The following is a 14871-nucleotide window of genomic DNA, read 5'->3' on the forward strand; positions in this document are numbered from 1 at the left end:
ATGGCGTCCGCCGCGCATCATGATTACTGATCCCTGAGCTCGGCGAACGAGCTTGCGGCTTTCGCGCCGCCGCGAAGCTTTCCGGACAGCCAGACGCCGAAAACCGTCGCGAGATAGGGCAATGCCTGCAGGAGATCGTGCGGAATCCTGTCGCCGAACGTCAACTGCGCCCGGATGCCGATGGCGCCGACGATGGCAAAGAACAAGGCGGCGAAGGTGGCACCCACGGGATGGGCCGCGCCAAAGATGACGGCAGCAAACGCCATGAAGCCGCGACCGGCCGTCATGCCCTGGGCAAAGAACTGCAGGCTGCCAGCGGCAAGTTCTGCGCCGCCAATCGCGCACAGCACCCCACCGATCGAAAGCGCCACGAGCCGCATGCGCGAGGGGTTGGCGCCGACGCCGCGCGCAGCGAACGGATGCTCCCCGCAGGCGGCCAGCCGCAGGCCGAAGCGCGTTCGCCGCAACAGCACCCACATGGCAAAGACGACGAGCGGCATGGCCGCAACCGAGACCGACAGCACGCCATAGGAACCGAAGGCCGGCCCCAATTTTGGAATGCCGAAAGGTGCCGTTACGGTTGCCTGGCTGCCGAAGATAGACTGGACGGCGAGCGCCGTACCGCCGATGCCGAGACCAGTCAGCCCGAGGCCGGCGATAATAGGATTGGCCTTCAACCTGTCGGTGACGAACCAGAGAAGCACCGAGGCCAGCACGCAGGCGATGATGGCGATGAGGATGGCGGCGCCGACGGACTTTGTGAGCATGATGCCGAGAATTGTCGCGCAGGCGCCGATGATCATCAGGCCCTCGAGACCGAGGTTCCAGACCCCTGCCCGCTGCGCGATAACGCCGGCGAGGGTGACGTAGATCAGCGGCGTACCGGAGCGCAGGATGGCGATGAAGATCTCATTCATGTCGAACGCCCTCCAAGGCGCAGCACCTTGTCGATGAAGGTAGAGCGCGCGGTTATGAACAGCGCGATCGCCGCGTTGATGATGTCGATCGCCGCCGACGGCAGCCCCGCCATGATCGGCAGATAGAGTGCCGCCGAGGCAAGGCCGCCGAAGAACACGGCAGCAACCGCCGTTCCGAGAACGGAGAGATTGGCGACAAGCGCGATCAGGATCGCGGTGAACCCGTGCGCCGGCAGGAAGCCCGAGGCGATGCGGCCGTTCGGCCCCATGAACTCGATGGTGCCGGCAAGGCCCGCAAGCGCCCCCGAAATGAGGAAACTGGAGAGGCCGAGCTTCCAGAGGCGCGCGCCCTGCCATTCCACCATCGTGCCATTGCGGCCGGCAAGGCTTGCCAGGACGCCGAAGGAAGTTCGGTTCACCAGCAGCCACATGAAGATGCCAACGACCACCGCGATTGCGATGATCGCCGGGGAGAGACCGAGAGAATTCGAGATGCGGTAGGCCGCATCAAGCGGGCGGCTCGATGCCTGCTGGCCGGAACCTGAGGGATCCTTCAGCGGCCCTGAGGTGACATAGACCAGAAGCAGGCCGGCCATAAAGTTGCCCATCAGCGTTGTGATGACCTCGTCGGTGCCGGAGCGGAGCCGCAGCAATCCCGGCCACAGCGCCCAGAGAGCACCCCCGAGCATGCCGGCAAGAAGCAAGGCCGGGATAACCAGAAAGGCTGGTCCGCCTTTCAGAGCTTCGGCAGCAAAGGCGGCACAGATGGCACCGACATAGAACTGGCCCTGGGCACCGATGTTGAAGAAACCCGCCCGAAAGGAAATGCCGACGCCGACGGCCGTTATGAACAGCGGCAGCGCCCATCTGAGACTTTGCTCGATCGCGCCGCTTCGCAGGAATGCCCCATCGAGCACCGCCCAGAGCGTCACCGGGGCATTGTAACCGGCAAGCTGGAACACGAGCGCGCAGAGGATGAGCGCGAAGATCACAAAGATCAGACTGCGGACGACGGTGATGAGACTGTCTTTCATGCGCTTGCCCCTGCAACGGCACCGGTCATGGCCGCTCCCACCAACCCTATGTCGAAGGGCGCACGGAACTCGCCGTTCAGGCGTCCCGACAGCATCACCACGACGCGATCCGATATGTCGAAGAGCTCGTCGAGATCCGACGAGATCAGCAGTATGGCCGCGCCACGGTCGCGCGCCTGCCGGAGCGCCTGCCAAACGAAGGCGGTGGCCCCGATATCGAGGCCGCGGGTCGGCTGGGCTGCGATGATCAGCTTCGCATCGGGATCGATCTCCCGGGCGAGAATCACCTTCTGCGCATTGCCGCCCGACAGGGACCCCGCCTTCTGCGCGGAATTGTGGTAGTGAACGCTCCATTCCTTGAGTGACCGGTCGCAGGCATCGCGCACTGCCGAGGGACGGATCAGCTTGAGCAGCCTGCCCTGCAGCAGCTCCCTCGCGCTCCAGTTCTGCCAGAGCGAACTCGTGAGGCTGAGACCTTCGACGTTGCGCTCGAAGGGAATGATCCTAAGACCGATCGCGCGACGGGCGGCGAGAGGTTCGCCAGTCACGTCATGGCCTGCAAGCTGGATCGATCCACTTGTCAGGTCGGCGAGAGCGGAGATAGCCCGCACCAGCGTCTTCTGCCCGTTGCCTTCCACCCCGGCGATACCCACGATCTCACCCGGGCGGATCTCCAGATCGACGCCATCGAGGGCAATGCCCCCGCTGTCCGGCCGGGTGGAGACGGCCTTCATCGAAAGGATGGCAGGGCCGGTCGCATGCGCCGGCTGATCGGAGTCCCCACGGACCGGTGACTTCGTTCCGACCAATGCATCGCGATCATGCCGATCGAGCGTCTTCGCGACGGCCTCACCGACGATGAGGTTGGCCAATCGCTCGCCCGAAACCTCAGCCACCGGAAGCGGTCCTTCGACCTTCTGGCCGCCCCGCAGCACCGTGACCGTGTCGGCGATGCCCAGCACCTCGCGGATCTTGTGCAGGATGAGGATAACTGTCACCCCACGTTCCCTAAGGCGGCGAACGCGCGCGAACAGCATGTCGATGCCCGCGGGAGACAGGACTGCGGTCGGCTCGTCAAGAATGAGGACGCGCGCATCCGTGACCAGCGCGCGGGCAATCTCTATGCCCTGCTGGGTCTCGATCGGCAGGTCTCGGATACGCCGGTTCAAGTCGACCTGGACGTCGAGCCCCGCGAGATGCGCCCGCCATTTTTTAGCGAGCCCCTTGCGGCTATAGATGCCGCCCTTGCCCGTAGCGCCAAACTCCATGGTCTCGGCGACGGTAAAGGACGGTGGCAACGCAAAACTCTGGTGGACGAGCTCCACGCCCGCGGCCCGGCTTTCGCTGACCCGCCCCGTCCGGATGTCGTCTCCCATCACGTTGACCGCGCCGGAGGTCGGCTGGACGAGGCCGGCGGCAACCCGTGCGAAGGTGGTCTTGCCGGCCCCGTTCTGACCGACGACCGCATGGATATGGCCAGGAGCGAACGAAGCTGAAACCTCCGACAACGCCGTCACGTCTCCGAATTTGACGGTGACGTTCCGGCACTCCAGTGCCGATTTCGGAGAATTGGACATGCAATGGTTCCCATCGAGAGCGGGAGGTTCGCGGCTGTCAACAGGGCTGGAAACGATCCGCGAACCCCAGTGACCTTCCCCAAGAGGGAAGGTCTGTGCCGACGTCCTTCGAAACTTCGGGCTGGCTCGGCGAGCCAGCGTCAGGAGATCAAAGGGTGGTGTTGAACGGAACCTTGATCGATCCATCCAGGATGCCGGCGCGAATCTTGGCGACCTCGACCAGCGCTTCCTTCGCCTTGGCGTTCAGATCCGCCGGCCCCTGTTCGGTGAAGACCGGCGAGAGAATGAAGTCGATGACGCCGGTGCCAAGCCCCGTATGCTCGTGCGCTCCGCCCTTCCATTCGGGCCCAACCGCCTTGCTGGCCTCGTTGTAGAGCGAGGCGCCGAAGTCCAGGCTGACGATCGATATCAGGGATTTCGGACCGAGCTCATACTGTCCGGGCGCGAGGCAGCTCACCATGCGCCCTTCCTTCTCGTTGGCCGCGGCAATGATGCCGCCGTCGGTGGCCGCCGCATCGGTCTGGATGTAGTCGATGCCGTCATTGTACATCTGGGTAGCGATTTCCTGACCCTTTGCAGGGTCCTGGAACGAGCCTGCAAAGGCGGCGATGACGGAGGCATCCGGTCGAATGGAATGCACGCCGGCCTTGAAGGCGTTGAAGTCTGCGTTGAGAGGCGGAATGGAAACGCCGCCGATGAAGCCGGTCTTGCCGGTCGACGACATCTTGGCCGCGAAAACTCCCGACAGATAGCAACCAAGATAGTAGTCGTAGGAAACGGTCACCACGTTCGGGATTGCCGGCTCGAAGGGGTCGGCGAAAAGCTGGATCCACTTGGTGTTGGGATAGGACGGCGCCAGCGCTTTGAAGGGCTCGGCCACTTCGTTGAAGGTCGAGACGATGATCGCCGCGCCCGCATCTCCCAGCGTGCGGTAGACCGTCTCGTAGGTCGCCGGATCCTGCGCGTAGACAGCGCGGTATTCGAAGCCCTTTTCTTCCGAAAGCTGCTTGAGCTTGGCGATCATCTGGTCCACCGGACCATTGTCGCCTGCAGCTTGCGTGTGGACCAGCGCGACCAGCCCGCCGGACGCACGGGCGAATTCGGGCACGATGCTGGCTGCAAAGCCGAGCGCCGCGGCACCCGCGCTCGCCTGCAGGAATGTCCGGCGCTGCATCATGTGCTGTGTAATCTTCCCAGTCTTGTCTGTCATGATCGTTCCCTCTTTTATCTTGTTGTTTCTCATTCGCATTTGCCACGGCGCTGGCGGTACTGGCGCCAGTTGCCGCCTCAAAGCGGCGGCGAATAGGAGGCCGGGTTCATAATCATCACCTCCTGCTTCTGGATCGCGTCCAGCGCCCAGACTTCGGAAATGAACTTCTGCCAGTCCGGATCGGCATACATGGCCGCGCGGCGCGCTTCGCGGTCAGCGAGGCTGTCGTAGGCCCACATCAGCACGGTCGTGTGAAGCGTTCCCAGTTCCGAGGCATAGAGACCGACGAACTTGTTGAGATGGCGCTTCTGCACGGGAAGGCCGTCGGCCTCGTACTTCTTCATCCACTTGTCGACCGTGCCGGGCTTGAAGGTGTAGGTGCGGTGTTCCAGGATCATCAGATTGCTTCCTATGCGTTCAGGACGAATTCGGCGCATTTCTCGCCGATCATGATGGCTGGCGCGTTGGTGTTGCCACTTGAGATGACCGGCATGATCGAGGCGTCCGCGACACGCAGCCCTTCGATACCGCGCACCTTGAGCCGCGCATCCACCACAGCCATGGGGTCGTTGCCCATCTTGGCGGTTCCAACCGGGTGGAAGGTTGTCATGGCGGTCGCCCGCAACCAGCTCGTCAAAGCGGCATCGTCGAGCGCTTCCGGCCCCGGTGCCAGCTCCTTGCCGCGATAGCGGTCGAAAGCCTTCTGGCCGACAATGTCACGGGTCAGCCGGATGGCATCGATCATCGTGCGAACGTCGAAATCGTCACGGAGGTAGTTGGCCTGGATCTTCGGCTTGTCCGTCGCGTTCGCCGAGCGCAGCGTGATCTCGCCGCGGCTCACCGGATTGACGGGGCCGACGCGGATTGTGAACCCGTGGTTCGCCTCCACAGCCTGCTTCTTCCGGAACGGATTGGGGAAGTGCAGGTTGGCCGTCTTTTCCAGCGCCGGCATGAAGTGCAGCTGTATGTCGGGCGCAACCAGGCCGTCGTTCGAGCGGATGAAGGCACCGGCTTCATAGGGGAACGTCGTGGTGACGCCCTCACCGAACAGCATGCCCTGGGCAACGGCGGGAATAAGCTTGTCCGCCCGCAGCTCGCTGAAGAGCGTGATCGGCTCCCGGCATTCCCAGCTCATGACGCAGTCGACGTGGTCCTGGAGGTTCTTGCCGACGCCAGGCAGGTCCAACACCGGCTCGATGCCAAGCGCCCGGAGCTCGTCCGCGGGTCCGATTCCGGACAGAAGCAACGCCTTGGGCGAATTGACCACCCCTGAGGAGAGGATCACCTCCCGCCCCGCACGGGCGCGTCCCAGCACGCCGTCTTTAAAATACTCGACGCCGCACGCCCGGTCGCCTTCGATGATCAGGCGCGTGATCTCCGCCCCCGTCAGCACGGTGAGGTTCTTGCGGCCGAGTGCCGGACGCAGGAACGCCCATGATGTGGACCAGCGCTTTCCCTTGCGGATGGTGAAGTCGTAGCGGCCAAAGCCTTCTTGCGTCTCTCCGTTGAAGTCATCGTTGGCCGGATAGCCGGCCTGGATGCCCGCCTCGCAGAACACGTCCATCAGCGGATTGTTGCCACGGGCTCGGCAGACGGTGAGTTCCCCGTCGCCACTGTGGAAGGCATCCTTCCGCTGAACATGCGTTTCGGAACGTCGGAATGCCGGCAGCACTTCCTCATAGGACCAGCCGGGCAATCCGAGCTGCGACCAGCGATCGTAGTCGTGGCGATTGCCGCGCACGTAGATCATGCCGTTGATGGTGGAGGTCCCGCCCAGCACTTTGCCGCGCGGCCAATAGAGCGAGCGGCCATTGAGATAAGGCTCGGGCTCGGTGTGATAATGCCAGTTGTAGATGCCCGAATGGAACAGCTTGCCCATCAGCATCGGCAGCCGGAACAGCGGGTTGCGATCCTTGCCGCCAGCCTCGATCAAAAGCACGCGGTTTGCTGGGTTCTTCGACAGACGGTTCGCAAGGACACAACCGGCCGAGCCCGCGCCAACGACGATGAAATCATATTCCGGGTTACGCGCCATGGTTCACCACGCGATGGGCCGGCCGCCCATCGCCTCCAAATAAGAATTGCAGAGAAGGAACGGATTTTCTCGGCCGAGCACCTTGTCGGCAAAGGCGGGATGCTCGCGCTGGACATAGGCGACATGGTCCGTGCGCCCCTCGGCAACGCCGGCTTCCGAAAAAATGTCAGCCGCAGCCGCGCCGAAGCCGAGGAAAACGACCGGCTTGCCTCGCGCCACAAGCATTTCGACCACGCGCAGCATCAACGGCCGCCAGAAGGACAGATGCCCGCGCGACTGGTGTGGATCGATATCGACACGGAAGCGAGAGAGCGTCAGCGAGGCATTGAGCAGGAGAACACCCTCCCCGACCCAACGGTCGGCGATCAGGCTCGGCGGCTCGAACGAACCCGCCGGATCGCACAGCAGATGCCGCACATCGGGCCAGTGGTCGAAATCGCGCGCCAGACTTTCGTCACCAAGGCGTGCGGCCGCAATCAGCTGCATGTAGGCGCGAATGCTCTTCGAGAACATCTTGTCCAGCTCACCCCAGGCGGCGAGATTGCCGGCCTCGAAAGCGCGCCCCGTCGCAAAACCCGGTTCGGGATAAGGATCCTGCCCAAGAACCAGGCAGCGAACGCCATCGGGCGCAATTCCGTCGAACGCCGCCAGGGCATGCGCGCCCCTTGGCTGACCGGGAAAAACCTTGCCGCGGCGCGCCGGGAAGATCGGCTCCCACGGCTCCAGTTCGAGGTCCGCATCGATACGGGCGAAATCGTCGCCGACGGGGCCGAGCGCATCGCGCCATGCATTCGGAAGGTCGCCCTCCCAGCCTGCAAACGTCTCCGCCATTGCCTCCTTCAAGCGCATCGGCATTACGGCTCTCCTTCCGTTCATTGAGGATGAGACTAGACAAAAGCTGACCAAAGTGTCAACTTTCAAAAGCAAAAAAATGACGACTCGGTCAACTTTTATTGACTACATCGTCAACTTATGGCGAAGGGCGATACGCTTGCATTTCGCTGGAAAACGCGGCAATTGCAAAGGCAATCTCGCCACCACGCATGATTGCCTGGTAGGAAGCGACGGCGAGATGGAGGCGAAACCATATGGCAAGGGCAGTACGAGATCCCGAAGAGCGCATCCGCGAACGTAACGTGCGGCTGATCATCAAGGCGGGGATCGAGATATTTGCCCGCAAGGGCTTCGATGGCACGCGCATCGCCGAGATTGCCGAGGCTTCGGGCCTGCCCAAGGCAAACGTCTACTACTACTTCTCGTCCAAGGAGGAGATCTACACCGCCATCATCGCGCATCTGCTCGCCAGTTGGGACGATGCACTGAAATACATTTCGCCGGAGCGCGAACCGGCGGAGGCGTTCAGGCTCTACATCAAGGCGAAGCTGGAATACACGCGCAAGAATATGGCCGAGTCCCGGCTCTTCGCCAGCGAAATCATTCAAGGCGCCCGCTTCCTGACCAAGAAGGATCGCGAACACATCCGTCAGGTAACGGATACTCATGTCGCGGTCATCGAGGGCTGGATCGCCGCTGGCAAGATGCTGCCGGTCGATCCACGTCATCTCTTCATCATGCTCTGGGCGTCGACCCAGTTTTACTCGGACTTCGAACCCGTCGCCGTCGACGCGCTCAAAAAGCCCCGTTTGAAAGCCGATGACTACGAAAAGGCGGCGGCCACGATCACCGAGACGATCCTGAGAGGTATCCTCCGGCAGCCCTAAGCCCGGCGAGCGAACAAAGGCGCTTGCGCAGGATCCTGGGCTGTACGGCCGGGTGATCAAGCTCGTTTCAGGTTGGCGCTTACCGCAAAACTTCGCCACGCGGCGACATCAAACAAGATCGAAGAAGCACCGGACGTTGCCTTTTTGGCAATCGACGTTGCGAATATCTGTGCTTCTTCGGCAGGGGAAACTCTGAATAATTGGCTGTGCAAGCAACTCTTCAGAGACCAGCAAGATGGCCTATGTCATTACCGAACCCTGCATCGACGTGAAGGATGGCGACTGCACCGCCGCCTGCCCTGTGGACTGCATCTACGAGGGTGGCCGTGCCTTCTACATCCACCCCGACGAATGCATAAATTGCGGGCTCTGTCTTTCGATCTGTCCCGTCGATGCCATCGTCTGGGATCACGAGATCGCCGACAACCAGCGCCATTTCATCGCTGTGAACAAGGAGTTCTTCGGAGCCGACGTCACCGGAATGGGCTCACCGGGCGGGTGGAGCAAGGAGTGCTCGACGGTGCAGGACCATCCCTTCGTTGCCGCCTTCGAGAAAGCGGTAACCGTCGCATAAGCAGACCTGATCCACAGGAGCAAGACAGGGCAGCTGCACAGACGCAGGTCGACGGTTGCCCAGAGAAACGAAACTTGAGGCCGGTAGAAAGCCGTCCCATCTCGGCCCTCGCCGCACGTATCCCGAGATGTTTTTGCGGCCTCGCCGCTTGGGCTCACCAGCCGGAATAATAGGCCCGCGTCGCCGCGGCGAGCTTGGTCACGAGTTCACGCTCGCAGTTCAGCCGCGGAAGGTCCGCACGCGCCTGCTGCAGGAGTTCGGCCCGGGCACCTTCGAAATCGACCCGGGTCAGCTTCCCATCACACATGATCTCCTGTCCGCCGACGTAAAGTCCCTTCGCGTGCGCCGCCGTCATTCGCGTGAGTAGAACCTCGGCCTCGTCCAGATCGTCTATCAAGCTGTCGGCGATCAGCGCACCGTAGTCCACGAGGACGAGGTCTTCGTTCGCTGGCGCATTCACAACCTTGGCGCCGACATGGATCGCGGCATCGAAGACGCGACGTGCCGTAAAGGTCCGCGCCAGGTCGCGGCCACCGTGCAACAGATGGCCGAGGCGCAGTTCGCGCCAAAGGTCCTGGTCGTCGTCAAACCCCGTGCCGTCGAGGCCGAAAGCGAAGGCGGGCCCGCTTGCCGGAATGGCAGCGAGCGGCGCCACGCCTGAACGCAGGCGCAAGTTTGCCGACGGGTTCGAAACAAGTTGCACACCCCTTGCTGCCAGCAGCCCCAGCTCATCCGGCCGCAGTTGAACGCCATGGGCAACGGCAAGGCGGGGTGAGAGGAAGCCGATATCGTCGAGGTATCGGACGACCCCTTGCGGAAAGCGCCAGTCCAGCCACAGCCTCTGCCTTGGGCTTTCGAGGAGATGCATGTGAATGCGACGACCCGTTGCGTGAGAGGCCTCGGCGATGCTTTCGAGCAGTGCATTGGAGCACCACTGCGGCCCGATCGGGCCGTACTGGACATCGATCAGCGGGTTGGTGTTGGCTGCGGCGACCGAGTCGGCCGCCGAAATCTGGATTGAAGGCGGGGCATATTGGGGGATCGAGGCACTGAGTTCGTCCCAGTCTGCCGGAGCGAGATACGGCCGCAATCGCTGCGGCCCGCCATCATAAGCCCACGGATCGTAGTCGAGAAGCGGGCAGGATAGCGCAAGTCTGATGCCTACGTCGCGGGCCGCGCGCATCACCGCACCAGCCTCCTCCACCAGTCGGTCGACATTCAGCGAATTGTGACAATGCATGGTCGCACTGATGCCCGTTTGCGCCAGCCGGGAGAATGCCACGAGCGCTTCCAGGTAGGGATCGGTGCGCGGTCGGAGCCGAAGCCCGGGGATCCAAACTTCCAGAGCATCGTCGACATTGCCGAAATCGAGCGTGCGGATGCCATAGCCGTGGTCATGCGCGTTGACGGGCGGCGGCATCAGGAGGGCATTGGCCGGGATCGCAGCCGAGGAGGCACCGTCAGGCAGATGCCGCAAGAGGTTTGGCTCACGCCTTGCGGCCTCGTGGCCAGGATGCAAAAGAAGTCGCCCGGGGACCTGGTGTTCACTCAAGGATTGATTGCCTCCATGATCTGGTCGCTGAACCTCAGCAGTTCCGCACCAACGAATTCGATGACGGCTTCGGCCGCGTGGGTTCGCTGCCGGCGTCGCTGCACGAGAATTCCCATATGCAGGTTCTGAAGGCGCGATCCGGAAAGCGGTATCGGAACGACATCGCCCGCCTTGATTTCCGCGAGGAAGCCGATCGGCGTGAAGAAAGCCACTCCCTGCCCCGAGATGATGAATGGCTTGAGCATCATCTGGCTGTTCGACAGCACAAAGGGCCGCCCGGTTCGTTCGAAGACCGAGAGTTCGATTTCGATGAGCGAGCGGATCGGCTGCGTATCGAGTTGCAGAAGCAGGTCGTACTGAGCGCATTCGGCGAGCGAGACCTGCCGCTGCTTCGCCAACGGATGTCCCCGTCCGACGAAAGCCATCAGCGGCATCGGTACGCGAAAGAGCATCTCCGTGTCGTCTGGACGGGCGAGATCAAAGGTCAACCCCATGTCGACGTCACCTTCGGCGACCAGGCTGCTGATGTTGCCGTGACCGGCGGTGTGGATATGGAAGCTCACGCCCGGATGGATGCTGTGGAACGTGTTGACCATGTCCGGCAGGAACTGGATGGCCAGGCTGTCCAGACAAGACATCTGCACGCGACCGGCCTTTTTTCCCTGCAAGGCGCCGAGGTCGCTGCGCAGAAGCTCGAAATTCTCGAGCGTGACCCGGGCGTGGCGCAGCACGTTTTCCCCGGCGACGGTCAGCCTCAGGCCGTTCGAGAGCCGTTCGAACAGGGCGATCCCGAGCTCGTCCTCCAGTTTCTTGATCTGCCGGCTGACCGCCGAGGATGCGACGTGAAGCTCCTCGGAGGCCTTGCGAATGGACCCGGACCGCGCGACCGAGACGAAATATTTCAGGATGCTGGCGTGCATTCGATTGGAACCTCCCCTCCCCTGGGCTCCGACCTATAACACGCTCATCGTCCCCTCCAAACGGGCGCGCGCTTCTCCTGGAAGGCGCTGACGCCTTCCAGGGCATCCTCGCTTTTAAGCGCCTTCACGAGTGCAGGCGTGCGCAGCCCTTGTGCTTCCGCCGGCGACAGATGCCCGGTGCGATTGACAGTCTGCTTGATCGCGCGAAGCGAAAGCGGCGCACAGGCGACGATTTCGGCCACCCAGCGGGCAACGGCGGCATCGAGCTCCTCTGGTTCAGCCACCTCGTTGACGATGCCGAAGCCTTGCATCTCGGCTGCGGAAAACCGCCGGCCGGTCAACAACACGCCCATCGCGAGATTGTGAGGGATCCTGCGCTGGAGAAGCACCATGCCGCCATCAAGCGGCAGGCGTCCGACGCGGGCCTCGGGCAGACCGAACGCCGCCTTCGTCGAGGCAACGACGATATCGCAGCCGAGAACCATCTCGAATCCGCCGCCGAGCGCATAGCCGTTGACCCTGCCGATAACAGGAACATCCAGCGAGCGGCGAAAGGCGAGCCCGCCGAAACCGTTCGGCCGGCTCTCGCTCCAGTAGTCGAGGCCGGTCTTTTCGGCCCCTTTAAGATCCGCTCCGGCGCAAAATGCCCGTTCGCCTGCGCCCGTCAGCACGACGCAGCTTACGTCGTCGCGGGCTTCAATCTCCTGCCAGATAGCCTCCAGTTCGCCTTCGGTCGCTGCGTCCACCGCATTCATCCGTTCCGGACGGTTTAGCGTGACCGTCGCAACGCGGTCTTTTACGACGAACTCGACGCTCATGCCGCATCTCCCTGGCGAACGGGGAGCCCCGAGAGTATCTCGTCATTGTGCTCGCCGAGCTTCGGCGGGGCGATGCGCACCGTTACGGTCGCCGCCGACATATCGATCGGCGAACCGACCAGCCGGATCGGACCGGCCTTCGTTTCGCCGGCGTGAAGGATCATGCCGTTGATCACCGTCTGCTCGTCGTCGAGTGCTTCGGGAAGCGAGCGTACCGGCGCGCAGAGAATGTCCACCTGCTCCAGCCGGCCGAGCCAATGGGCGCTGCTGTTCTTCGCGAACGCCTCGCGGAAGACCTGCTGCAATTCCGGCCGGCGCTGCATCTGTGCGTCGAAATCGGCAAATTGCGGCCGTAGGGACAGATCCTCGATCTCCAATGCCGTGCAAATGTCGCGCAGCGGGTTCTGCTTGAACGCGCCGACCATGACGATGGCGCCGTCGGTGGTCTCGAACACGCCTGTCAGAGGGAAAGCGCCCCAGTTCAGGTCCTTCTCCCGCATCATGTGCGTGGTGCCTTCCTGCATCTGCATGGCGAGCATCGAGCTGTAGAGACTGACCGCAACCTGCTGGCCGTGGCCGGTCTTTTCACGGTGCAGCAAGGCAAGCAGAATGCCCTGGACGAGGTGCATGCCGGCCGAATAGTCGGCAAGCGGCGTCGCGTAGATCGACAGCGGATGGCTCGCGTCCGACTTGCGGCGCATGACACCGGAAAGCGCCTGCGCGAGGATGTCCTGTCCGCCCTTGTGCCGATAAGGCCCCTCCAGGCCAAAGCCCGTACCGACGGCGTAGATCAGCCGCGGATTGCTCTTCCTGAGCTCTTCATAACCGAAGCCCATGCGCTCCATGACATCGGGGCGAAAATTGTTGACGACCACGTCGGCCGTGTCGATCAGGGCGCGCACCGCGGCACGCGCCTCATCCTGCTTGAGGTCGAGCGCCAGGCTCTTCTTGTTGCGGTTGAGCGACGAGAAGACCGGATTGTTGAGGCCGTCCGGATCCGACCCCAGTGACCAGCGCGAGAGATCGCCGATCTTGGCCTTTTCGACCTTGATGACCTCGGCGCCATAGTCGGCCAGCATCTGCGTGCAGCACGGGCCCAGCATGACCTGGGTGAAATCGACGACGCGGATACCGTCGAGGGGAAGAGATGTCATTCTGCGGCCTCCAGATAGGTTGCATTATCGGATGGTACGTCGCCGGGATCGGCGCCCTGGGCCCGCAGCTGCTTCTGGATTGCCCGGACATCGGCGTCCCGCACCTTCACGCCGGCGTTGAGCGCAACGGTGGCGGCAACGCCGGCAGCCTCGCCCATCGCCATGCACGGCGGGATTTCGCGGCTCGACTTCTGGGCCTGGATCGTCGCCGAATAGTGCCTGCCCGCGACGATCAGCTGGTCGACTTCTTTCGGCAGCATGGCCCGGTAGGGCGTGTAGTAGTCGCGGCCGCGGCACACCGTATCGGCGAAGTGCTGGCGGTTCATCACGTCGTCCTTGGTAACGACATATTCGCCCTGGAGCAGTCGCGACTGGCGCACGCCCGTCTGTGGTGCAAAATCGATCACATGGGCATTTTCGAAGCCCGGCAAGTTGGCCCGCGCGAAGTCGAGCAGGCGAGCAATGCGGGAACGCCCTTCGAGTTCCGCGTAGGTCAGGTCTTCGACGTTGAGGCCGGAGAGCTTCGGCATGTGCGGGCAGTTCAGCCAGATGACGCCCGGCAGCGGCGTCTTCAACCACCAGAACGACCAGCAACCGCCGATCAGACGCTTGGCCTCATGATCGATCGCCTTGAACTTTTCCGGTTCTTCGAATTCGAAGCGCTCTGCTGCGGCGGTGTCGATCCCACCCCAGCGGGAAACGGTCGTCAGGATGAAATTGCCGTCCGTATGCTGGGCGCCGGCGTCGGCAGCGACGTCGAGGTCGCCCGAGGCGTCGATCACGACGTCGCCCATGATGGCCTCCCGACCGGATTTCGTCTGGCAGACCACGCCCTTGATCGTGCCGTTTTCGACGATCGCCGAGGAGAACCAGCTGTGCGTCCTCAGCTTCACGCCGGATTCGCGAAGGATGTCATAGGAGACCCGTTTGAACGCGTCCGGATCAAAGGCGGCCGCATAGCAGATCGGATGTGGCGCGGATGGCGTGTGGAAGTCGAACAAGCCCCAGCGCGCCCACTTTTGCCAGGCTTCCGGCGTGTCGCGAAAGTCGAGCTGGCGGTCGCCGTCCGTTGGGGTGACGCAGAGACCGAGCGTCTTCATCCGTTCGATCATCTCCATGCAGATGCCGCGCACGGTGATTTCAAGCCCGTTGACCATGTCGTCGAGGACCAGAACCATGCCGCCAGCGGCAAGGCCGCCGACATAGGGGTAGCGTTCCAGCAGCGTGACGCTCGCTCCCGTGCGCGCCGCCGAAACCGCGGCGGAGATGCCAGCCGGTCCGCCGCCGACGACGACCACGTCGGAGCGGTCGACGATCCTGGCATTGCGCGAGGGTTCTTTGATTGTTTCCATAATCGTT

14 protein-coding genes are annotated in these 14871 nt (G+C 62.8%); 2 read left to right on the top strand and 12 right to left on the bottom strand.

The genetic code is table 11. The features are described from left to right. Positions 1 to 23: 23 nt before the first annotated feature. The 7 genes from IB265_RS29155 to IB265_RS29185 form a co-directional block, all read right to left on the bottom strand. A complete protein-coding gene (locus IB265_RS29155; RefSeq protein ID WP_192495546.1) occupies positions 24 to 917 on the bottom strand; it encodes an ABC transporter permease in 894 nt (297 codons plus the stop codon). Then, entirely contained in the window at positions 914 to 1951 is a 1038-nt protein-coding gene (locus tag IB265_RS29160; RefSeq protein WP_112994724.1) for an ABC transporter permease, read from the bottom strand. Before IB265_RS29160 ends, IB265_RS29155 begins: the two co-directional genes overlap by 4 nt. Continuing rightward, positions 1948 to 3528, bottom strand: a complete 1581-nt coding sequence (locus IB265_RS29165; protein WP_192495547.1) for an ABC transporter ATP-binding protein — start codon at positions 3526 to 3528, stop codon at positions 1948 to 1950. Before IB265_RS29165 ends, IB265_RS29160 begins: the two co-directional genes overlap by 4 nt. A gap of 148 nt (positions 3529 to 3676) precedes the next feature. Continuing rightward, positions 3677 to 4702 carry a BMP family ABC transporter substrate-binding protein gene (locus IB265_RS29170; protein ID WP_113737770.1) on the bottom strand — a complete coding sequence of 342 codons (1026 nt, stop codon included), beginning with the start codon at positions 4700 to 4702 and terminating at the stop codon, positions 3677 to 3679. 113 nt (positions 4703 to 4815) lie between these two features. Continuing rightward, positions 4816 to 5136, bottom strand: a complete 321-nt coding sequence (locus tag IB265_RS29175; protein WP_057251125.1) for an NIPSNAP family protein — start codon at positions 5134 to 5136, stop codon at positions 4816 to 4818. An 11-nt stretch (positions 5137 to 5147) separates the two neighbouring features. Then, a complete protein-coding gene (locus IB265_RS29180) occupies positions 5148 to 6773 on the bottom strand; it encodes a GMC family oxidoreductase (RefSeq protein ID WP_057251124.1) in 1626 nt (541 codons plus the stop codon). A gap of 3 nt (positions 6774 to 6776) precedes the next feature. Beyond that, positions 6777 to 7604 carry a uracil-DNA glycosylase gene (locus tag IB265_RS29185; protein ID WP_057251183.1) on the bottom strand — a complete coding sequence of 276 codons (828 nt, stop codon included), beginning with the start codon at positions 7602 to 7604 and terminating at the stop codon, positions 6777 to 6779. Between the two features lie 257 nt (positions 7605 to 7861). On the opposite strand from IB265_RS29185, the gene IB265_RS29190 reads away from it, so the two are divergent. Further along, positions 7862 to 8494, top strand: a complete 633-nt coding sequence (locus tag IB265_RS29190) for a TetR family transcriptional regulator C-terminal domain-containing protein (RefSeq protein WP_057251123.1) — start codon at positions 7862 to 7864, stop codon at positions 8492 to 8494. Between the two features lie 235 nt (positions 8495 to 8729). Next, positions 8730 to 9068 carry a ferredoxin gene (gene fdxA / locus IB265_RS29195; protein WP_192495548.1) on the top strand — a complete coding sequence of 113 codons (339 nt, stop codon included), beginning with the start codon at positions 8730 to 8732 and terminating at the stop codon, positions 9066 to 9068. A 154-nt stretch (positions 9069 to 9222) separates the two neighbouring features. Here the strand turns inward: fdxA and IB265_RS29200 are convergent, their stop codons facing one another. From IB265_RS29200 to IB265_RS29220, 5 genes are all read right to left on the bottom strand, one after another. Continuing rightward, complete coding sequence (locus tag IB265_RS29200) at positions 9223 to 10545, bottom strand: amidohydrolase family protein (RefSeq protein ID WP_309140522.1); 1323 nt, start codon at positions 10543 to 10545, stop codon at positions 9223 to 9225. Positions 10546 to 10616: 71 nt separating this feature from the next. Continuing rightward, positions 10617 to 11540, bottom strand: coding sequence for a LysR family transcriptional regulator (locus IB265_RS29205; RefSeq protein WP_192495549.1), 924 nt, complete (start codon positions 11538 to 11540; stop codon positions 10617 to 10619). Between the two features lie 44 nt (positions 11541 to 11584). Then, positions 11585 to 12358 (bottom strand): enoyl-CoA hydratase-related protein, encoded by a 774-nt coding sequence (locus IB265_RS29210; protein ID WP_192495550.1) that lies wholly within the window; start codon positions 12356 to 12358, stop codon positions 11585 to 11587. Then, complete coding sequence (locus tag IB265_RS29215; protein WP_192495551.1) at positions 12355 to 13512, bottom strand: CaiB/BaiF CoA-transferase family protein; 1158 nt, start codon at positions 13510 to 13512, stop codon at positions 12355 to 12357. The genes IB265_RS29210 and IB265_RS29215 overlap by 4 nt, the downstream gene beginning before the upstream one ends. Continuing rightward, positions 13509 to 14864: an FAD-dependent oxidoreductase gene (locus tag IB265_RS29220; RefSeq protein WP_192495552.1), complete on the bottom strand. Its 1356-nt coding sequence runs from the start codon at positions 14862 to 14864 to the stop codon at positions 13509 to 13511. Before IB265_RS29220 ends, IB265_RS29215 begins: the two co-directional genes overlap by 4 nt. Between the last annotated feature and the right edge of the window lie 7 nt (positions 14865 to 14871).

Source organism: Ensifer sp. ENS10, from assembly GCF_014852025.1.
In the GTDB taxonomy this organism is placed as follows: domain Bacteria; phylum Pseudomonadota; class Alphaproteobacteria; order Rhizobiales; family Rhizobiaceae; genus Ensifer.